This is a genomic window from Cupriavidus sp. SK-3, from assembly GCF_000611145.1.
In the GTDB taxonomy this organism is placed as follows: Bacteria; Pseudomonadota; Gammaproteobacteria; order Burkholderiales; family Burkholderiaceae; genus Cupriavidus.
On sequence record NZ_JFJV02000291.1, the window covers coordinates 30,815 to 50,632 of the forward strand.

Below are 19,818 nucleotides of genomic sequence, written 5' to 3' on the forward strand. Positions count from 1 at the left end.
AAAGCCAACTGTTTTCTTCAGCACGACGGCATAACGAGCACCCGCCCCATCCCGCAAGCAGGAGGGGAGCAAAGCTGTAGCACCGAACCAAGCCCTCCGCGCACTATCATGGCGACTGAACCCTCCCACACGCCGCCATGCGCATCTCCCCCCTTCCTCCCCTGCCCTGCCTGGTCGCCTTCGAGTCCGCCATGCGCCACGGCAGCTTCACCCGCGCCGCCACCGAGCTGCATCTGACGCAAAGCGCCATCAGCCGGCAGGTTGCCCAGCTCGAGCACTTCCTGGGCAAGAAGCTGTTTATCCGCGAGCCGCGTGCGCTGCGCCTGACCGTGAGCGGCCAGGCCTATGCCGAGGAAGTGCAGCGCCTGCTGGCCGCATGCGCCGAAGCCACCGAGGAGGTGATGAAGCGCAAAGGCCATGGCGAGCTGACGGTGGCCTGTTCCTCCGGCGTGGCGGTGCTATGGCTCACGCCCAGGCTGCCGCGATTCCGTGCCGCGCATCCTGACATCCACCTGCGCCTGCTCATCAACGACAGCCTGGCATCGCTGTCGCCGGCGGAGTTCGACGTGGGCTTGTACTACCTGCGCGAAGGCCCGCCGCCGGGACTGGCTTCGCGCCGCCTCTACGACGAGGACGTGTTCCCCGTCTGCGCTCCGCAATACCTGGACGGCCGCCAACTCAAGCCTGCCGACCTCGCCGGCGAGACCTTGCTGATACTGGAAGACGGACAGCGCCAATGGATGTCGTGGCAGACATGGCTGGCCCATAACGGCGTGGCCGATGCGCGCCCGCCACACAAGCTGGTGGCCAACCAATATCCCATCCTGCTGCAACTCGCGATCGAGGGCCAGGGCATCGCGCTCGGGTGGCGGCACATGATCGACCGCTGCCTGCACGAGGGACTGCTGGTGCGCGCCTGCGAAGCAAGCGCAAGCCTGGGCGGCGGCTACTACGCGGTGTGGCCCCAGGACCGCGCGGAAGCCGCGGCGGCGCGCGCGTTCCGCAACTGGCTGGCGCAACAGACGGTGGACGGCCAGTAGTCGCCAACCCCGGCAAGCGGGAGGAGGCTGTGGTGCGCTTATGGAAGCGCATGCGCGGATTCAGCGAATTGACAGCTTCGCTGGTTATCATCGGTCGCTCGGCGTAGCGCTGGCCACCACGTTGGCCTGGCCAGGCGCCCGGTACCTAAAACAGCCAATGGAGACAACCATGCGTATCCCTGCCACCAGCCGCGCGCTGACCCTTGCCGTTCCCGCCCTGTTCGCCGCCGCCGGCCTCGCCATGCCGGCCCACGCCGCCGATGCGTGGCCGACGCATGTGATCAAGTTTGTCGTGCCGTTCACCGCGGGCGGAGCCAACGACCTGGTGGCGCGCGCTGCCGCCGACGCGGTCGGCAAGCGGCTCGGCCAGGCGGTGGTGATCGAGAATCGCCCCGGCGCAGGCGGCGTGGTGGGCGCGGACTATGTGGCCAAGAGCAAGCCGGATGGCTACACCTTCCTGGTCGGCGCGGTTGGCACCGTCACCAACGGCCTGATCCGCAGCAAGATGCCCTACGCGCCGGACGACCTGGTGCCGGTCTCACTGGTAGCGGTCAGCCCGTCCGTGATCGTGGTATCGCCGTCGCTACCCGTGAACAATCTCAAGGAACTGGTCGAGTATTCCAAGAAGCAGGCCTCGGGCGCCAACTTCGCTACCGCAGGCAGCGGCAGCACGCCGCACTTTGTCGAGGAGATGCTCAAGGAGAAAGGCGCGGTGCTGACTGTCGTGCCTTACAAGAGCGGTTCGGAGAGCATTACCGCGGTGATCGGCAACCAGGTGACGGCCACCTCCGAGGCCAGCGTGGTGGTGCTGCCCAACATCAAGGCCGGCAAGCTCAAGGCGCTGGGCGCGACCTGGGACAAGCGCATGAGCGCGGCGCCGAATATCGCGACCACCGCCGAGCAAGGCATGCCGGAGGTGCGCATCGGCCACTGGGCCGGCGTGTTCGCGCCCAAGGGTACGGACCCCGCCATCCTGAAGAAGATGAACGCCGAGATGAGCGCGGCGATGCAGACGCAGGAAACGCGCGACCGCCTGATCCCCAACGGCATTGAGCCCGCGGGCGGCACGCAGGAGAGCTTCATTGCCTTCATCAAGTCGGAGCGCGAGCGCCTTGGACGCATCGCAAAGAAAGCCAATATGACGGCGGATTAATAAATTTTTCTACCAGTCCTGTCCGCCAGGACTGCAAATGTCTGCATCAGGCCTGTTGCGTACAGGCCTGTTTCATTTCCGACATGCGCTCCATGCTCCGCAATTCGAAATTAAAGTGCTGTAACAGGTGTGAAATACAGCATTAATGTTCTGTAAAAAATACATTCAACGCCAACGACAATGTCTGTGAAAAAAAGCCAACGCGAATTGCAACGCTAATCATTCGCATTTATATTCCGGGGCGCCCAAACATATTTTTCCCGCCGTTGCCCGAACCGCAGGCTTGCACTTCTTGCAACCGCCGGCTGACTCGTACCTACGGCCGTACCGGAATCGAGAATCGACATGAACCGCCGCACTCCGATCGCGACTGCACTGCTCGCGCTCTTCGCCACCCCCGTTGTCACCCTGGCCCAGACGGCCGCTCCCGCGCCCGCCGCCAGCCAGGGCTCGACAACACTGCAAGAGGTCGTGGTGCAAAGCGGACGCGTCAATGACGACTACAACGCGGTCAAGAATTCGATCAGCAAGCTGCCCGAGGAACTGCGCGACATTCCGCAGTCGGTAACGGTGGTCAACAAGGCGCTGATCGATGCACAGGGCGGTACCTCGCTGGCGGATGCGCTGCGCAACGTGCCGGGCATCACCATTGGCGGCGCCGAAGGCGGGCAGATCGGCAACAACATCAACCTCAACGGCTTCTCCGCGCGTACCGACATTTATCTCGATGGTTTCCGCGACCGCGGCCAGTACTATCGCGACGTCTTCGCGCTGGACTCGGTGGAAGTGCTGATGGGGCCGTCGTCGATGCTGTTCGGGCGCGGATCGACCGGCGGCGTGATCAACCAGGTCAGCAAGAAGCCGTCGCTGAAGGCTGCCACGGAGGTCACGGGCTCGGTCACCACCAACGGCCTGGTGCGCGCCACCGCCGACTACAACACGCCCACCGGCGAGACTTCCGCTTTCCGTATCTCCGCGATGGCGCAGGACGGCGCGCCGAGCACGCGCGACCAGATGACGGTGAAGGATTTCGGTCTCGCGCCGTCCTGGCGCCTGGGCATCGGCACCCCCACGGAAATCACGCTGTCGGCGCTGCTTCAGCATAACGAGGACATGCCCGACTACGGCCTGCCGGCAATCAACGGGCACCCGGTCAACGTCAACCGCAAGACGTCCTACGGCTTCAACGACGACCGCACCATCCAGGACGTCGTCGCGCTCAATGGCACCGTCGATCACAAGTTCTCGCCGAACCTGCGCCTGCGCAACCAGACCCAGTTCAACTACGTCAACACCAATGCGCGCGAGACGGCGCCCAATGCCGTCGGCTCGGTCAAGGGCGGCACCTTCACGCCGCTGACCACCACCACGCTGCCGCTGGATTCGCTGTTTGTGCGCCAGCAGAGCCATGACCGCCATATCCGCGACTACTCGATCTTCAACCAGACCGAGCTGACCGCCAAGTTCGATACCGGGCCGGTCAAGCACACACTGCTGGTGGGCGCCGAAATTGGCCACGATGGCTACGACAACCAGAATTACTACCGCAACGGCACCTGCAACGGCGTGCCGCTGAACCCCGGCGCTACCGCCACCGCGGCAGCGGGCACCAGCGGCTACGCCGCGTGCGAACCGGTGGTCAACCCGACCTACAGCAACTCGCCGGCTACCGCGCCGAGCGCGGTCGGCAACCGGCAGGGTGCTTCGGCCAATACCCTGGCGGCCTATGCCAATGACTCGATCGAGTTCAGCAAGCAATGGAAACTGGTGGCCGGGCTGCGCTACGACCGATATCTCGCCAGCATCACCAATTCGGTCAACTCGACCAACACCAAGGGCAACACCGCGCTGTCCAATGCCGAGCAGACCGTCAACTTCACCAGCGTGCGCGTGGGTGGCCTCTGGCAGCCGACCGAGGCGCAGTCCTACTACCTGTCGTACGGCACTTCGTTCAATCCGTCGCTGGAACAACTGGTCGGCACCGTGGGCCAGACGAACCTGGACCCGGAAAAGAACACATCCTATGAAGCAGGCGGCAAGTGGGATCTGATGGGCGGCGACCTCTCGCTGACTTCAGCGCTGTTCCAGATCACCAAGGACAATGCCCGCAGCCAGATCGACGCCACCACCTACGCGCTGACCGGCAAGATCCGCGTACGCGGCTTCCGTGCCGGCGCCACCGGCCGCATCACCAGCAAGTGGCAGGTCTTCGCGGGCTACACCTACCTGGACGGCGAGATCGTCAACGGCATCGCCGCCGGCACCCAGGGCATGGTCCCGACCAATACGCCCAAGCACACCGCGACGGCGTGGACCAGCTACCGCGTGTTGCAGGACTGGGAAGTGGGCGGCGGCGCCTTCTATATGTCGCAGCGTTATGCCAACAACACCAACACCGTGCAGGTGGGCGGCTTCGTGCGCTGGGACGGCATGATTACTTACCACCAGCCGAAGTACGATGTGCGCCTGAACCTGTTCAACGTGTTCGACAAGAAGTACTACGATGCGCTGATCCAGTCGGACGGCGGCCGCTCGGTGCCGGGCACCGGCCGCACGGCGATGCTGTCCCTCATCTACCGCATGTAAGCTAAGGTAAAGTGGCGTGGCACCCTGCCACGCCACGCGGCAGCGCCGGGACCTCTCCCGGCGCTGCCATCGAACCCTGCCGAGATCGTCATGCTTGTCTGCATTCCCAAGGTCCTCAACGCGGAGCAGCTCGCCGTGCTGCGCGAACTGCTCGACCAGGCCGGCGACGCCTGGGTGGATGGCCGCGTATCAGCCGGCTACTCCGGCGCTCCGGTCAAGTTCAACCAGCAGATCGACGAGCGCGCCGATGTGGCGCTGCAGTGCCAGCAATTGATGCTGAGCGTGCTGGAACGGCATCCGCTGTTCATCAGTGCGGCGCTGCCCAATATCGTCTACCCGCCGATGTTCAACCGCTACAGCGAGGGCATGACGTTTGGCCCGCATGTGGACGGCAGCGTGCGCATCCATCCGCATAACGGCCGCAAGCTGCGCACCGACGTCTCGGCCACCCTGTTCCTGAGCGACCCCGCCAGCTACGACGGCGGAGAGTTGCAGGTGGAAGACACCTACGGCGTGCACAGCGTCAAGCTGGAAGCCGGCGACATGGTGGTCTACCCCGCCACCAGCCTGCACCAGGTGACGCCGATCACGCGCGGCACGCGCGTGGCGAGCTTCTTCTGGATCCAGAGCCTGGTGCGCGACGATGCGCAGCGCGCGCTGCTGTTCGACCTCGACAACGCTATCCAGAAACTCAACCAGACCGGCGCCGACGAAGGCGCGCGCCGCTCGCTGGTGGGTTGCTATCACAACCTCCTGCGGCAGTGGACCGACACCTGAATCCGCCTGAGGGTTGACGGCGGCGCATCGCGCCGCCGTGCCCGCGTTACATCCGGTAGCGCAATGTCGCCATCACGCTGCGCGGCGCCCCCGGCATGTTCAGGTTGGGGCTGGTACCGTGGGCTGAGACGATATAGCCCTGGTTGAACACGTTATTGAGGTTGAGCTGCGCCTCGAACGCACCGCGGCGGTACCACGCCATCATATCGGCGGTGACGTAGCCCGGCAGCGTGACCGTATTGCCCGGATTGGCAAAGCGCGCGCCGACGAGGTTGAGGCCGCCACCCACGCCAAAACCATTGCCCAGCGATTTGGTGAGCCACACGTTGCCGCTGTGCATCGGCGTCAGCGTGGCGCGCTTGCCCTGTACCTGCTGGCCGGCATCGACCGCGACCGATCTGGTCACGCGCGCGTCAAGATACGCATAGCCCGCAAGCACGCGCCAGCCCTGCGACAGGTCCGCCGAGGTGGTGAGCTCCACGCCGTCGGTACGTTGCTCGCCGATCGGCACCAACTGCAAGGTAAGCGGATTGGTTGCCTTGATACCGTTTCGCTCCAGGCGGAACACGGACACCGTAGTGCTGGCGCGGCCATCCAGCCAGTCGTACTTGGCGCCTACCTCGGTATTGCGCGTGCTTTCCGGCGCGATATCGGCGTTGTTGGCCGCCAGCGCGAAGGCCTCGCCCGAGGGCTGGAACGAACGGCTCCACGAGACATAGTAGGACTGCGTCCTGGTGGGCTGCCACACCAGGCCCGCGCGCGGGCTCCAGGCGTTGTCGGTGCGCGACAGGCCAGGCTGGCCGGGGCGATGATCGACGGTCTCTTGCTGGAAGCGGTCGTGGCGCAGGCCGACCAGCGCCTTCCAGTGTTCGGTCAGGCTCACCATGTCCTGCGCATACACGCCCAGGGTCTTGAAGGTGCCCAGGCTGTTGGCGGTGAGCGCCCCGCCGTTCAGCGGCAGCGTGGGAAGCACAGGATTGAACAGCGATACGGTGGCCACCGTGCCCGCGGAATAGCTGACGAGGTCCTTGTTCTGCTGGCCGATCTCCACCCCGTAGAGCAACTCGTGCTTCATGCCGAACAGCGTGGCCTTCTGCGTCAGGTCGGTCTGGTTGAACCAGCCGCGCTCGGCGCGCGCCACGTTCGAGCGCGTCAGCGTGACGGTCTGGCGCGCCTCGTTGACCACGCCCGGCAGCGTGTTGTTGCGGTCCAGCGTGTAGTGGTAGTAGCGTGTGGCATTGCGCAGCGACCATTGCTCATTGAAGCGGTGGTTCAGCGTGGCGGTGCCGGAGTACACACGCGACTGGCTGTAGTCCACGTCGCGCGCGTTGGCGGCGCCATAGTAGGTGGAAGCGGGCACGTTGACCGGGCGGCCCTGATATGCCGGGATGCCGAAGTCGGTCACGCGCCGGTCTTGCAGGTAGTCGGCCTGCAGCAGCAGCGTGGTCTCGGGCGCCAGGCGCAGATCCAGCGACGGCGCCACGGCAAAGCGGTCGATGAACTGCTGGTCGCGGTAGCTGTTGCCCTTCTCCACCGCGCCGGTGATGCGCCAGGCGGCGGCATCGTTCACCACGCGGCCGACATCGGCTTCGGCGCGCCGGCTTTGCCAGGAGCCATAGCTGAGCGCCAGGTCGGTGACATCGAGGCCGGGCTTCTTGGTGACGCGATTGATCAGGCCGCCGGACGAGCCACGCCCGTAAAGCACCGCGGCCGGGCCTTTGACGACTTCAATGCGGTCGACGTTGGACAGATCGCGAAAGTACAACGCATCGTCGCGGATACCATCGACGAACTGGTCGGCGATGGCCGAAAAGCCGCGGATGCTGACCTGATCCCGCTGGCCGTCGCCGGTGGAGAAACTCACCCCCGGCACATTCTTCAGCGCGTCCTGGATCGAGGTAGCGTGCTGATCGCGCATCACTTCGGCGGTCACCACATTGACGGTCTGCGGGATATCGCGCAGCGGTGCGTTGATCTTGGTTGCGCTGCCGGTGCTGGTCGGGTTGTAGCCCTCTCCGGGGTCGCTGCCAGCGGCGGCCTTCACAGTGACTTCCGGCAGGCTGGCTGCGCTATTCGCCTGCGCCTGCGCGGTACTGAAGACGGCCGATTGGGAAACAAAGACGCCGAGCACGGCGGCGTGGATTGGTCGGAGGATAAGACGCATCGTTGTAATGATTTGTAATGATTGAAATACAAATGCGACGCATTATCATTTTCACTAGCAACGATTGTCAATGAAAACCGCGGATGCATATCCGGGCACGCCAAAAGCGGCCAAAGCAGCACCCAATATGCTGTTAGCCGATTAAGGGAAAGAGAAAATACCGAAAAGACCAAAAATGCGAGAAAACTGGAAACAGGCCCATGCCTGGCGCATGTCCGGCAGTCTTCGCGCGCAAACGGTCAGGCCATTTCAGGCGAATTGCTCCGCCAGGGCCGCGCGCACCTTTGCCACCAGAGGCGCCTCGCCGGGCCGCGCGGGCAGCAGGTAAAACTCGGCGGCCGGCAGCGCGGGAAGCTTCAGGCGGCTGACGGTCCGGGCATCGATGCGCGCCACCCCGGGCCCGATCGCCGACTCGTTCAGGCAGGAGATACCCAAGCCGGCGGCCAGTGCGAGCTGCAGCCCGGCCACGCCCGAGGCGGAATGCGCGATCACATGGTCCAGCCGCCGGCGCAGCAGCATCTGCACCACGTACTGGTGCAGCGCGCAGGTATCGGGCAGCAGCACCAGCGGCAGCGGCGCGTTGATGCCCTCGGCCTCGCCTTCGGCCGCCACCCACGCCAGCGCCTCGCGGCGAAGCACGGTGCCGCGCGCTCCCCGCTGGCCACCGCGGGCGCCCGGCAGCCGCATCGACAGGCCGATATCGAAGGCATCGGTCAGCGCGCCGGCGTCGATCATGCCGCTTTTCATCACGGTCACATGCAGCCGCAGGTAGGGATAGTGCTCGCGCAGCCGGCGCAGCATGCCGGCGATCTCGCCAGGCCGGAAGTAATCCGTCACCGCCAGCCGCAGTTCGCCATCCAGCGCATGGCCGCGCAAGTCCTGCAACGCCAGTTCGGACAGCGCCAGGATGCGCCGCGCATGCTCCAGCAAGCGCATGCCGGCGGGCGTGGGCGAGGCGCCCTGCTTGCCGCGCGTGAGCAGCGGCACGCCGGCACGCTCCTCCAGCTTGCGCAGTTGCTCGCTGACCGATGACTGCGACAGGAACAGCCGCGGCGCGGCGGCCGACAGGCTGCCGGCCTCTGCCACGGTAACGAAGGTACGTAGCTGATCGAGTTCCAGGGCGCGCATCGCCACCTCCCATCATGTTTCGGAATTTACGATGGATAGTATCGCAAATTCCCGTTTTTCCGATGGAAGGCAGAGACCTAGAATGGCATCACTTACCCGCTGAACCGAAACAACGCCAACCTCAGGCCAAGGAGCCCGTCATGCCCCACATCAACCTCCAGATCTCCGGCAAACCCGATGCATCGCTGACCCGCCGCAGCGCCGCCGCCGTGGCCGAGATCACGCAGCGCGTGCTCGGCAAGAAGCCGGAAGTCATCGTCGTCTCCGTGCAATACATCGATCGCGACACCTGGATCGTCGGCGGCGAGCCGCTCTCGGAGCTGGGCCGCAATGCCTTCCATCTCGATATCAGCGTGACCGATGAAACGAACACGAAAGGCGAGAAGGCGCAGTTCCTGAAGGAAGTGTTCGAGTCGCTGTCGGAGCTGATCGGCAATGTCCATCCGGTCTCGTACATCCACGTTGTCGACGCGCGCGCGGCCACCTACGGCTACGGCGGGCTGACGCAGGAGTACCGCTATCACCACGGTTGAGCACCGGGCCGGAGCTACCGGCCGGCACCGGCCTTTGAGGCAGGACATTCCGCAGTGCAGCAAGCTGTGGCAAAGTCGGCACCTGGTCCGTTGCTCGCGGGGCCAAAAGCACCGCGCGCACGGGAAACACAAGGAGAACCGATGTCTTTCCTGATCGTCCTGGCCGCGCTGGCCTTCCTGATGTTCGCCGCCTACCGCGGCTACAGCGTCATCCTGTTCGCCCCGGTGGCCGCGCTCGGCGCCGTCCTGCTGACCGAGCCCGCCGCCGTGGCGCCCGTCTTCTCCGGCATCTTCATGGAGAAGATGGTCGGCTTCGTCAAACTGTATTTCCCTGTGTTCCTGCTTGGCGCCGTATTCGGCAAGGTGATCGAGCTGTCGGGCTTCTCGGAGTCCATCGTCGCCGCCGCCATCCGCTATATCGGCCGCTCGCGCGCCAATGCGGTAATCGTGGCGGTCTGCGCGCTGCTGACCTACGGCGGGGTTTCGCTGTTCGTGGTGGTGTTCGCCGTCTATCCCTTCGCGGCGGAGCTCTACCGGCAGAGCAATATTCCCAAGCGCCTGATGCCGGGCGCCATCGCGCTGGGCGCGTTCTCTTTCACCATGGATTCGCTGCCGGGTACGCCGCAGATCCAGAACATCATCCCCACCACCTTCTTCAAGACCACGACCTGGGCAGCGCCATTGCTGGGCGTGCTTGGCTCACTGTTTATCGTCGGGGTCGGCCTGTCCTACCTGGAGTGGCGCCGCCGCGCGGCCATGGCGCGCGGCGAAGGCTATGGCACGGCGCTGCGCAACGAGCCGGAGCGCAGCCAGACCGGGCACCTGCCGCACCCCGCGCTGGCGCTGCTGCCGCTGGTGGTGGTAGGCGTGGCCAATTTCGTCTTCACGCGGATGATTCCGCAGTGGTACGGCAGCAGCTACAGTGTGTCGCTGCCGGGCCTGGCCAAGCCGGTGGAAACGCAGATCGCCACCGTGACCGCGATCTGGGCGGTGGAAGCGGCCTTGCTGCTGGGCATCGTGGTGGTGCTGGCGACCGCCTTCGGCGCGGTGCGCGATCGTTTTGCCGAGGGTAGCAAGAGCGCCATCGGCGGGGCGCTGCTGGCGGCCATGAACACGGCCTCGGAGTATGGCTTCGGCGGCGTGATCGCCGCCCTGCCCGGCTTCCTGGTGGTCAGCGACGCGCTCAAGAGCATCCCCAATCCCCTGGTCAACGCGGCCGTCTCCGTCAGCACGCTGGCCGGCATCACCGGCTCGGCTTCCGGCGGCATGAGCATCGCGCTGGCCGCCATGTCGGACACCTTCATCCATGGCGCGCAGGCCGCCGGCATCCCGCTCGACGTGCTGCACCGGGTGGTGTCGATGGCCAGCGGCGGCATGGATACGCTGCCACACAACGGCGCGGTGATCACCCTGCTGGCGGTGACGGGCCTGACCCACCGGGAGTCCTACCGCGACATCTTCGCGGTCACGGTGATCAAGACCATGGCCGTGTTCTTCGTGATCACGGTGTACTACCTGACCGGCGTGGTCTGAATGCGGCGCGCGATGCGCCGCACCTTGTGCATCGCGCCGTCCTTACCTAGTGTTTGTGAGTAACCGGGCATCGCGTGCGTGCTGTTTGCGACGCACGCTGCCCGCCCCTGCCTGCTCCCTCACCGGATGACCACATGAAGACCGCGATTTTGCCTGGTGGCGAAACCGTTGCCGCGCTTGGCATGGGCACCTGGAACATGGGCGAGAATCCGGCCGCGCGCGCGGAGGAACTCGCCACGCTGCGGCTTGGCCTGGATCTCGGCATGACCCTGATCGATACCGCCGAGATGTACGGCGAGGGCCGCGCCGAGGAACTGGTCGGCGAAGCCATCGCGGGCCGGCGCGACGAGGTCTTCCTGGTCAGCAAGGTGTACCCGCACAACGCCGGGCGCAAATCCGCCGTGGCCGCCTGCGAGCGCAGCCTGCGCCGGCTGGGCACCGACCGGCTGGATCTCTACCTGCTGCACTGGCGCGGGGGCGTGCCGCTGGCCGAGACCATGGAGGCCTTCATGGCGCTGCAGAAGGCGGGCAAAGTCCGGCATTTCGGCGTCAGCAACCTCAGCCTGGACGATATGCGGGCGCTCTGGCGCGTGCCCGGCGGCAACCAGGTCGCGGCCAACCAGTTGCTATATAACCTCGCCCGCCGCGGCATCGAATGGGACCTGCTGCCCTGGCTGCGCCAGCACGGAGTGCCGTTGATGGCCTACTCGCCGATCGAGCAGGCCACGCTGCTGCGCAATCCCGGGCTCGTCCGCTTCTCCGGGCAGCACGGGATCACGCCGGCACAGGCCGCGCTGGGCTGGCTGCTGGCGCAGGACAACGTCATCGCGATTCCCAAGACCAGCCACCGTGAACGCCTGCGCGAGAATCACGGCGCGCTGGCGCTGCGCCTGTCGCCACAGCAGCTGGCCGGGCTCGACGTGGCTTTCCCGCCGCCGCGCGGGCCGCACCCGCTTGAAATGCTGTGATTCCGGGCACTGCCCCATCGCATCGCAGTCCGTCCCAGGAGCCCCCGCCATGACCATCGACTACGACGCCATCATCATCGGCACCGGCCAGGCCGGCCCCCCGCTGGCAGCGCGCCTCGCCGCCGACGGCCAGAAAGTGGCCGTGATCGAGCGCCAGGCGTTTGGCGGAACCTGCGTCAACAACGGCTGCATCCCTACCAAGACCATGGTGGCCAGCGCCTATGCCGCCCACCTGGCGCGGCGCGGGGCCGAATACGGCGTGGTGCCCACCGGGCCGGTGACGGTCGACATGGCGCGGGTCAAGGCGCGCAAGGATGGCGTGGTCGGCAAATCCAGGCATGGCGTGGAAACGTGGATGCGCGAACTGGACCACGGCACCGTCTATCTCGGCCACGCCCGCTTCGAAGGCCCCGATACCGTGCGCGTGAACGACACCGTGCTGCGCGCCGGCAAGATCTTCATCAACGTGGGCGGACGCGCATCGGCGCCGCCGATGCCGGGGCTGGACCAGGTGGATTACCTGACCAACGCCGGCATGATGCGCGTGGAGTCGCTGCCGCGGCACCTCCTGGTGGTTGGCGGCAGCTATATCGGCCTGGAGTTCGGCCAGATGTTTCGCCGCTTCGGCAGCGAGGTCACCATTGTGCAGCGCGGCCCGCGCCTGATCGAGCGGGAGGACCCCGATGTGTCCGACGCCGTGCGCGATATCCTCGCCGCCGAGGGCATCGGCCTGCGCCTGGACGCCGAGTGCATCGAACTGGAGCAGCGCGGCGGCGAGGTCGCGGTGAAGATGGATTGCGCGCATGGCGCGCCCGAAGTCGTCGGCTCGCACGTGCTGCTGGCGGTGGGCCGGCGGCCCAATACCGACGACCTTGGCCTGGAGCGCGCCGGCGTGGTCGTCGATGCGCGCGGCTATATCCAGGTGGACGAGCAATTGCGCACCAATGTGCCGGGCATCTGGGCGCTGGGCGACTGCAACGGCCGCGGCGCCTTCACCCATACCGCCTACAACGATTTCGAGATCGTCGCCGCCAATCTGCTGGACGCGGCGCCCGGCGAAGCCGCCCGCACCGTTGGCGACCGCATCCCGGCCTATGCGCTCTACACCGATCCGCCGCTGGGCCGGGTCGGCATGAACGAGCACGAGGCGAGGCAGTCCGGACGCAACGTGCTGGTGGGCATGCGGCCGATGACCCGGGTGGGCCGCGCCGTGGAAAAGGGCGAGACGCAGGGCTTCATGAAGATCCTGGTCGATGCCGGCAGCCGCGAGATCCTTGGCGCGGCGGTGCTGGGCGTGGGCGGCGACGAGGTGATTCATTGCATCCTCGACGCGATGTATGCGCGCGCGCCGTACACCGTGGTCCAGCGCGCCATGCACATCCACCCCACGGTGGCCGAGCTGATCCCGACCATGCTGGGCGAGCTGCGCCCGCTGGAACCGGCGGCATCGTGACCGGGCGGCGAGCCTGCCGCTGAACATGTCCACAACCCCGCTGGCCCAGGGCCCGTGTGACGACGCCGCGATCCGGGCCAGTCCCGGCGGGCCGCCCTGCGCCAGGGCCGACGAGCCGTGGGTGCTGGCCGCCACCATCCTGGCTTCGAGCATGGCCTTTATCGATGGCACCGTGGTCAACGTGGCGCTGCCCGCGCTGCAGAAGGACTTCGGCGCCAGCCTGAGCGGCATGCAATGGACGGTGGAATCCTATGCGCTGCTGCTGGCGGCGTTGCTGCTGGTGGGGGGCGCCGCCGGTGACCGCTTCGGGCGGCGCCGCGTCTTTGCGCTGGGCGTGGCGATCTTTGCTGCCAGTTCGGCATGGTGCGGCCTGGCCGGCAACATCGGCCACCTGATCGCGGCGCGTGCGGCGCAGGGCGTGGGCGCGGCGCTGCTGGTGCCGGGCAGCCTGGCATTGTTGTCGGCTTCTTTCGACGAAAGCCGGCGCGGCAAGGCCATCGGCACCTGGTCCGGCGCCACCGCCATGACCACCGCGCTAGGCCCGGTGGCGGGCGGCTGGCTGATCGAGCACCTGTCGTGGCGCGCGGCCTTCCTGGTCAACCTGCCACTGGCTGCGGCGGGATTGGTGATCGTGTTCTGGCGCGTGCCGGACAGCCGCGGCCCCAGGCAAGCGGGCGGCCTCGACTGGGCAGGCAGCCTGCTCGCCGCGCTGGGGCTGGGTGGCCTGGTCTATGGCCTGATCGAATCGCCAGTGCTGGGCTGGGGCCACCCTGCGGTGTGGATAGCGGCTGCCGCCGGCGCGTTTGCGCTTGGCCTGTTCGTGATCGTGGAGGCGCGCGTACCGAATCCTGTCATGCCGCCGGCGCTGTTCCGCTCGCGCGCCTTCCTGGGCGCCAACCTGCTCACCCTGCTGCTCTACGCCGCGCTGGGCGGCGGCCTGTTCTTCTTCCCGCTAAACCTGATCCAGGTGCAGGGCTATTCCTCGACGGCCGCCGGCGCCGCCCTGCTGCCCTTTATCCTGCTGATGTTCCTGCTCTCAGGCTGGGCCGGCGGGCTGGTGGACCGGCACGGCGCGCGCAAACCCCTGATCGTGGGCCCGCTGGTGGCGGCAGCGGGCTTTACCCTGTTCGCCCTACCCGCCAGCGGCGGCAGTTACTGGCTGACCTTCTTTCCCGCGGTGCTGGTGCTGGGCGTAGGCATGACGATCAGCGTGGCGCCGCTGACCACCACGGTCATGAATGCGGTGCCGCCGGGCGCGGCCGGTACCGCATCGGGCATCAACAATGCGGCGGCACGCGTGGCCACGCTGCTGGCGATTGCGGTGCTGGGGATTGTGATGGCGCGCGTGTTCGACCACCGGCTGGAGCGGGCGCTTGGCGAGCCGCCTGGTCAATCGCCGGCGGCCGTGGCCCTGCCGCCACAAGTGACACGCGCCGTGCTGGCACAACGCGGGAAGCTCGCTGCCATAGAGATCCCGGTGGTAGCGGATCCCCTGGCGCGGGCGGCCGTCCGCCAGGCGGTGGACAACGCGTTCGTGGCAGGTTTTCGCTGGGTCATGCTGCTCTCGGCGCTGCTGGCCGCCGGTGGGGCGGCCTGCGCCTGGCTGTTTCTGCGCCCGGCGGCGCCAACGCGGCCCGGTAATGCAAGCCCCTAGCGCCTAGCGCCTGGGTGCCGGCGCTGCGCGCTCGCCCAGGTACACAAGCAGCAGTTCGTCGACGGTCAGGCGCCGGAGCCGGGCTTCGCGGCTAATGGCACGCTCCAGTTCGGAGCGCTGGAAGGCTTCCACGCTCATGCCGACAGCGCGCGCGTGGCGCTCTGTGATCACCTTGAGCAGCGCCACCACTTCGGGGTTGTCGGCAAGAAAACGCTCGTGGGCTAGCTGCAGGCGTTCGGGAGAGAAAGTCATCGGGAGGGACCGCTTTGAGGTTGGTGGGGCACGGCTGCCGCGTCGGCTAACGCGGCACTGAACGGAACCGGCCGGGGCCGGATTGCGCGCCAGGGCCCGCGCATTACACCACAGTACGCGCGCCCCCCTCGGGCACGCGAGGCAAGAGCGGCAGGAGCCGGCAGCCCATGCACGCCGTTACTGCCTGGCGGTGTAGCGCTCCCGCTCCACGTAGCGCACCAGGTAGTTGCGGGTCTTGGCTTCGGTATCCCGGCTCACGCGGTCGGCGGCCTGGCGCGCGCCGTCGCGGCCATGCGAGGACACCATCTGCGCATCCAGGTACTCGCGAAATGCCGTGCGCATGGCGTCCAGCCGAGGCTGGCAGGCCTTGAGCGCGGAGGCGGCGAGATCCTGCGCCGAGGCGCGGCCGGACATGCCGGCATCGGCCTGGTCCTTGGCGCACGTGGTGTAAGCGGCGCGCAGCGATTGCCATTGCTCATTGGCTTCAGCGGAGGCTTGCGAATCGGCGGGCGCGTGCGAAGCACAAGCCGCGGCCAGCAAGGTAACAGGGATGAGGGCGAGAACGGATTTCATGTGTGATGGACTTATCTCGCGCGGCCGGGTTCCTGTCCAGATGAAACAGGTTGTTGCCAGGCGCCCACGCTTGTAGGACGCCGCGCCTCAAAATGCAGTCTCCGTCCTACAGCTATCTGCGAGATGGCTTTGTATATTTCTCCAGAAACGGTGGGAGTACGCCAGCTTTTCGGGAAAACCCGAGAGCAAGGTTAGCGGCGAGATTTCCAGTTTCTACAAGTGCCGATTACGCCTATCCTTTATGTGGGGTGCGTAGAGCGGCTCCGGGGTATCCGGTGCAGTGAGAGGTAAAACAATCAGGAGAGTGAGCATGGAACGCAGATCGTTTCTGACGGCAGGGGCTGGACTGGTGGTGGCAAGTTCAGGCCTGCTGGGGGCGTGTACCACCACACCCAATGCCCCCACCGACAAGGCGGCCAAGCGCCGCGAGATCGATGGCGGCGTGGACGGTACGCTCAACAAGCTGTACGAGACGGCGAAGGGTTCGCACGAACTTGCCAACCGCGCACGCGGCATCCTGGTCTTCCCCAACGTCATCTCGGCCGGCTTCTTCGTGGGCGGCGAATATGGCGATGGCGCACTGCGCGCGGGCGGCGCCAACCGCGGCTATTACCGTCTCATCACGGGCTCGTTCGGCTTTCAGTTCGGGGCACAGTCCAAGGCCGTCATCCTGATGTTCATCACGCAGGATGCATTCGACAAATTCGTCGCCAGCAGCGGCTGGACCGCCGGCGTGGACGCTACGGTCGCGCTGGCCAAGATTGGCGCCAATGGCGTGCTGGACACCAATACCGGCCAGCAGCCCATCGTTGGCTTCGTGGTCACCAACGCGGGCCTGATGGCCGGCGTGAGCCTGGAAGGCTCGAAGATCAGCAAGCTCGACATCTGAGACCACGCAGGGGGCCGGGTTGCGAAGGCAGCCCGGCCCCTGTCTTTTCCGGCCCTGCTGCCACTGCGCCGCCACACCGGCCAGACTCCTTCACGCATTGTTACCGCATCCGACACGCTAACCGGCTAGAATCGCTCCCTTTGGCCGAATTCCCATGTGGTTCAAGAATCTCCAGCTGCACCGTCTGTCCGCACCGTGGTCCCTCGCCGCCGACGAGGTCGAAGCCTGCCTGGCGCGCCACGCCTTCTTCCCCGGCACCAGCCTGGAAATGCAGACCCAGGGTTGGGCCTCGCCGCGTGAAAACGGCGCCCTGGTGCATCAGGTCGGCAAGCAGATGCTGCTGACCATGCGCACCGAGAAAAAGCTGCTGCCCTCCACCGTGGTCAACCAGGTCACCAAGGCGCGCGCCGCCGAGCTGGAAGAGCAGCAAGGCTTCAAGCCGGGGCGCAAGCAGATGCGCGAACTCAAGGAACAGATCACCGAAGAACTGCTGCCGCGCGCGTTCAGCATCCGCCGCGACACCCGCGTGTGGATCGATCCGGTCAACGGCTGGCTTGCCATCGACGCCGCCGCCCCCGCCAAGGCCGACGAAGTGCGCGGCTTGCTGTTCAAGGCGATCGACCCGCTGCCGCTGGAAAACCTGCATGTGAACCAATCGCCGGTCGCCGCCATGACCGACTGGCTGGCCACCGACACGGCGCCGGCCGGCTTCACTGTCGACCAGGAGATGGAGCTGCAATCCAGCGCCGAAAGCAAGGCCACGGTGCGCTATGTGCGCCACCCGCTGGATGCCGAGGACCTTCGCCGCCATATCGCCGCCGGCAAGCGCTGCACGCGCCTGGCGATGACCTGGAACGACCGCGTCTCCTTCGTGCTGACCGAGTCGCTGACGATCAAGCGCGTGGCGCCGCTGGACGTGATCAAGGAACAAGCCGGCGCCAGCGCCAGCGATGAAGACGAGCGCTTCGACGGCGACTTCACCATGATGGCCGGCGAACTGGCCAATATGCTGTCGGATCTGACCGAAGCACTGGGCGGCGAACGCAAGGCCTGAGCCCGCGGGCCTGACGGAGAGGCCCAGGCTTGGCAGGCTTTGGCAAGCCTTAAACGGCACCGCCGCCCGGCGGTGCCGCGGCGTATCCCAGCAGCGCGCTGGCAGCCTGCGCCTCGCGGCGCACGGCAATCGCAATCGGCCCGTCCATCGTGGCATCGAAGCCACCCGTGGCGCCCAGTGCCGTGATGACCCCACAAATGCGGCCTGTGTAGTCGTACAACGGCGCGGCCACCGCGCTGATGCCCTTCAGGTTGGTATCCCGCACCACCGCGCACCCCGCTGCGCGCACGTCCTCTCGCAGCACCCCGATGGGATCGTCGCGGTCAAGCTGCGCGCGCAGCTCCGGCGCCGCTGCGGCGAGTTCTTCTTCCGCCATCGCGCGCACGCGCGGCTCGTCCAGCAGGCCCAGCAGCGTGCGCCCCGTGGCCGACCACAACATCGACAACACCGATCCCACGCGCACATTGACCGTCACCGGAAGCCCGGGCTCCTCGAAACGCACAATGGTCGGGCCCTTGTTCCCCATCACGGCCACGAAGCAGGTGACGTCGAGGCTCTCGCGCAGGCGGATCAGCGACGGCTCGGCGATCCGGACCGGATCCACCTGCCGCATCGCCGCCAGGCCGATCAGCATGGCCTCCACGCCGAGAAAATACTGCTGCGACCCCGACTCCTGCGCCACCAGCCCCTCATCGATCAGGCTGGCCAGGTAGCGGTGCACCTTGGCCGGGCTTTCCGCAATATGCGCGGCCAGCGCGGTCAGGCTGGCGCGCCCGCCGAGATTGGCCAGCCCCTTGAGCACGGTCATGCCGGTCTGCGCCGATTGCACGCGCTGCCGCCGTTCGCGCGCCGGCGGCTGCGCTGGCGACGCTGCGCCGTCCGGATCGTCTGGATCGAGTGTTGTCTTCATGGCGGGAGATTCTAGTGCGGTGCGGGCCGCCGCGTCAGGAACATTGGCACGGAGCCCGCAAACCCGCGTTAACCCGCATCCCAAGATTACGCAATGCGTATATCATTTACGCATAACGAAGTCGCAGAAGCAAACAGCCGCTACCGACGATAAAACGAGAAACAGGAGACAAGATGATCACAGTCCGCAAATGCATCGCCATGGGCCTGGCCGCCATCCCCTTGCTGGCGGCCACCGCCAGTGCGGAAACCGCCTTCCCGTCCAAGCCGGTCCGCTGGGTGGTGCCCTACGCGGCCGGCGGCGGATCAGATTTCCTGGCGCGCTCCATCGGCCAGGCGCTCTCCGCCCGGCTGGGCCAGCCGGTGGTGGTGGACAACAAGCCGGGCGGCAACACGGCGATTGCGGCCGCGGAAACCGCGCGCTCGCCGGCGGACGGCTATACGGTGCTGTCGGCGGACAACGGCACGCTGGTGTTCAACCCGGCGCTGTACAAGACCCTTTCCTACAATCCGGTCAAGGACCTGGCGCCCGTCACCCTGCTGGGCCGCTTTCCGATGATCCTGGTGGTCGGCCCCGGCATGAACGTCAGCAACGTGCAGGAGTTCATCGCCCGCGCCAGGTCCAAGGCCGGCGGCATCGACTACGCCTCGGCGGGTGCGGGCAGCCCGCACCATCTTGCGATGGAACTGCTCAAGGTGGAAGCCGGACTGAATATGGTCCACGCCCCTTATCGCGGCGCGGCGCCCGCGCTGGCCGACGTGGCCGGCGGGCAAGTCCCGGCCATGATGGTCGACCTTGCCGCGGGCGCGGGATTTATCAAGGGCGGCAAGGTCAAGGCGCTGGCCGTGGCCAACCCGACCCGCCTGCCCCAGTTGCCGGACGTGCCAACCTTTGCCGAGGCGGGCTACAAGAACGTGGAAGCCGCCGCCCTGGTCGGCATGGTGGTGCCGGCCGCGACGCCGCCGGACATCATCGCCACGCTGAACAAGCAGGTGGTGGCGGCCATCAAGGAGCCGGCCGTCAACAAGCGCCTGGTGGACTTCGGCGTGGAGCCGGTGGGCAACACGCCCGCGCAATACGCTGAACTGCTGCGCAGCGAGACCACGCGCTGGCACAAGCTGATCCGCGACCTGAAGATCACGCTGGACTGA

At 66.5% G+C, this 19,818-nt stretch carries 17 protein-coding genes; 12 read left to right on the plus strand and 5 right to left on the minus strand.

Annotated features, from left to right (window positions below; all coding sequences use genetic code 11):
- Positions 1-137 precede the first annotated feature (137 nt).
- From CF70_RS32195 to CF70_RS32210, 4 genes are all read left to right on the plus strand, one after another.
- Complete coding sequence (locus tag CF70_RS32195) at positions 138-1,040, plus strand: LysR substrate-binding domain-containing protein (protein WP_035875495.1); 903 nt, start codon at positions 138-140, stop codon at positions 1,038-1,040.
- Between the two features lie 169 nt (positions 1,041-1,209).
- Positions 1,210-2,193, plus strand: a complete 984-nt coding sequence (locus CF70_RS32200) for a Bug family tripartite tricarboxylate transporter substrate binding protein (RefSeq protein ID WP_035875497.1) — start codon at positions 1,210-1,212, stop codon at positions 2,191-2,193.
- Between the two features lie 345 nt (positions 2,194-2,538).
- Positions 2,539-4,779, plus strand: coding sequence for a TonB-dependent receptor (locus CF70_RS32205; RefSeq protein ID WP_035875499.1), 2,241 nt, complete (start codon positions 2,539-2,541; stop codon positions 4,777-4,779).
- Between the two features lie 90 nt (positions 4,780-4,869).
- Entirely contained in the window at positions 4,870-5,556 is a 687-nt protein-coding gene (locus CF70_RS32210; protein ID WP_035875500.1) for a Fe2+-dependent dioxygenase, read from the plus strand.
- Between the two features lie 46 nt (positions 5,557-5,602).
- Here the strand turns inward: CF70_RS32210 and CF70_RS32215 are convergent, their stop codons facing one another.
- Together CF70_RS32215 and CF70_RS32220 are read right to left on the minus strand one after the other, a co-directional pair.
- A complete protein-coding gene (locus CF70_RS32215; protein WP_035875501.1) occupies positions 5,603-7,720 on the minus strand; it encodes a TonB-dependent receptor in 2,118 nt (705 codons plus the stop codon).
- 249 nt (positions 7,721-7,969) lie between these two features.
- A complete protein-coding gene (locus CF70_RS32220; RefSeq protein ID WP_035875502.1) occupies positions 7,970-8,848 on the minus strand; it encodes a LysR family transcriptional regulator in 879 nt (292 codons plus the stop codon).
- A 140-nt stretch (positions 8,849-8,988) separates the two neighbouring features.
- Here CF70_RS32220 and CF70_RS32225 point away from each other — a divergent pair, with 140 nt between their 5' ends.
- The 5 genes from CF70_RS32225 (at position 8,989) to CF70_RS32245 (ending at position 14,989) form a co-directional block, all read left to right on the plus strand.
- Positions 8,989-9,381 carry a tautomerase family protein gene (locus CF70_RS32225; protein ID WP_035875504.1) on the plus strand — a complete coding sequence of 131 codons (393 nt, stop codon included), beginning with the start codon at positions 8,989-8,991 and terminating at the stop codon, positions 9,379-9,381.
- Between the two features lie 141 nt (positions 9,382-9,522).
- Complete coding sequence (locus CF70_RS32230) at positions 9,523-10,914, plus strand: GntP family permease (RefSeq protein WP_035875506.1); 1,392 nt, start codon at positions 9,523-9,525, stop codon at positions 10,912-10,914.
- A 134-nt stretch (positions 10,915-11,048) separates the two neighbouring features.
- On the plus strand, positions 11,049-11,882 hold the full coding sequence (locus CF70_RS32235) for an aldo/keto reductase (protein ID WP_035875508.1): 834 nt from the start codon (positions 11,049-11,051) through the stop codon (positions 11,880-11,882).
- A 49-nt stretch (positions 11,883-11,931) separates the two neighbouring features.
- The gene (locus CF70_RS32240; protein ID WP_035875510.1) at positions 11,932-13,335 is read left to right on the plus strand and encodes an FAD-containing oxidoreductase; all 1,404 of its coding nucleotides are present in this window, start codon (positions 11,932-11,934) and stop codon (positions 13,333-13,335) included.
- 25 nt (positions 13,336-13,360) lie between these two features.
- Positions 13,361-14,989, plus strand: a complete 1,629-nt coding sequence (locus tag CF70_RS32245) for an MFS transporter (protein WP_035875513.1) — start codon at positions 13,361-13,363, stop codon at positions 14,987-14,989.
- 3 nt (positions 14,990-14,992) lie between these two features.
- Here the strand turns inward: CF70_RS32245 and CF70_RS32250 are convergent, their stop codons facing one another.
- Positions 14,993-15,241 carry a DUF6388 family protein gene (locus CF70_RS32250; RefSeq protein WP_035875515.1) on the minus strand — a complete coding sequence of 83 codons (249 nt, stop codon included), beginning with the start codon at positions 15,239-15,241 and terminating at the stop codon, positions 14,993-14,995.
- Positions 15,242-15,418: 177 nt separating this feature from the next.
- Positions 15,419-15,814, minus strand: coding sequence for a hypothetical protein (locus tag CF70_RS32255; RefSeq protein ID WP_035875517.1), 396 nt, complete (start codon positions 15,812-15,814; stop codon positions 15,419-15,421).
- A 310-nt stretch (positions 15,815-16,124) separates the two neighbouring features.
- Between CF70_RS32255 and CF70_RS32260 the strand changes: the two genes are divergently transcribed.
- Positions 16,125-16,703 carry a BPSL1445 family SYLF domain-containing lipoprotein gene (locus tag CF70_RS32260; protein WP_035875519.1) on the plus strand — a complete coding sequence of 193 codons (579 nt, stop codon included), beginning with the start codon at positions 16,125-16,127 and terminating at the stop codon, positions 16,701-16,703.
- A gap of 154 nt (positions 16,704-16,857) precedes the next feature.
- Positions 16,858-17,757 (plus strand): recombination-associated protein RdgC, encoded by a 900-nt coding sequence (locus tag CF70_RS32265; protein WP_035875521.1) that lies wholly within the window; start codon positions 16,858-16,860, stop codon positions 17,755-17,757.
- Positions 17,758-17,806: 49 nt separating this feature from the next.
- Here CF70_RS32265 and CF70_RS32270 read toward each other — a convergent pair whose 3' ends face one another.
- Positions 17,807-18,667 (minus strand): IclR family transcriptional regulator, encoded by an 861-nt coding sequence (locus tag CF70_RS32270; RefSeq protein ID WP_235185299.1) that lies wholly within the window; start codon positions 18,665-18,667, stop codon positions 17,807-17,809.
- A gap of 200 nt (positions 18,668-18,867) precedes the next feature.
- Between CF70_RS32270 and CF70_RS32275 the strand changes: the two genes are divergently transcribed.
- A complete protein-coding gene (locus CF70_RS32275) occupies positions 18,868-19,818 on the plus strand; it encodes a Bug family tripartite tricarboxylate transporter substrate binding protein (RefSeq protein ID WP_414629495.1) in 951 nt (316 codons plus the stop codon).

Coding starts and splice junctions, on each gene's coding strand:
- CF70_RS32195 (WP_035875495.1), top strand. CDS start 138: ATGCGCATCTCCCCCCTTCCTCCCCTGCCCTGCCTGGTCGCCTTCGAG.
- CF70_RS32200 (WP_035875497.1), top strand. CDS start 1,210: ATGCGTATCCCTGCCACCAGCCGCGCGCTGACCCTTGCCGTTCCCGCC.
- CF70_RS32205 (WP_035875499.1), top strand. CDS start 2,539: ATGAACCGCCGCACTCCGATCGCGACTGCACTGCTCGCGCTCTTCGCC.
- CF70_RS32210 (WP_035875500.1), top strand. CDS start 4,870: ATGCTTGTCTGCATTCCCAAGGTCCTCAACGCGGAGCAGCTCGCCGTG.
- CF70_RS32215 (WP_035875501.1), bottom strand. CDS start 7,720: ATGCGTCTTATCCTCCGACCAATCCACGCCGCCGTGCTCGGCGTCTTT.
- CF70_RS32220 (WP_035875502.1), bottom strand. CDS start 8,848: ATGCGCGCCCTGGAACTCGATCAGCTACGTACCTTCGTTACCGTGGCA.
- CF70_RS32225 (WP_035875504.1), top strand. CDS start 8,989: ATGCCCCACATCAACCTCCAGATCTCCGGCAAACCCGATGCATCGCTG.
- CF70_RS32230 (WP_035875506.1), top strand. CDS start 9,523: ATGTCTTTCCTGATCGTCCTGGCCGCGCTGGCCTTCCTGATGTTCGCC.
- CF70_RS32235 (WP_035875508.1), top strand. CDS start 11,049: ATGAAGACCGCGATTTTGCCTGGTGGCGAAACCGTTGCCGCGCTTGGC.
- CF70_RS32240 (WP_035875510.1), top strand. CDS start 11,932: ATGACCATCGACTACGACGCCATCATCATCGGCACCGGCCAGGCCGGC.
- CF70_RS32245 (WP_035875513.1), top strand. CDS start 13,361: ATGTCCACAACCCCGCTGGCCCAGGGCCCGTGTGACGACGCCGCGATC.
- CF70_RS32250 (WP_035875515.1), bottom strand. CDS start 15,241: ATGACTTTCTCTCCCGAACGCCTGCAGCTAGCCCACGAGCGTTTTCTT.
- CF70_RS32255 (WP_035875517.1), bottom strand. CDS start 15,814: ATGAAATCCGTTCTCGCCCTCATCCCTGTTACCTTGCTGGCCGCGGCT.
- CF70_RS32260 (WP_035875519.1), top strand. CDS start 16,125: ATGGAACGCAGATCGTTTCTGACGGCAGGGGCTGGACTGGTGGTGGCA.
- CF70_RS32265 (WP_035875521.1), top strand. CDS start 16,858: ATGTGGTTCAAGAATCTCCAGCTGCACCGTCTGTCCGCACCGTGGTCC.
- CF70_RS32270 (WP_235185299.1), bottom strand. CDS start 18,667: ATGAAGACAACACTCGATCCAGACGATCCGGACGGCGCAGCGTCGCCA.
- CF70_RS32275 (WP_414629495.1), top strand. CDS start 18,868: ATGGGCCTGGCCGCCATCCCCTTGCTGGCGGCCACCGCCAGTGCGGAA.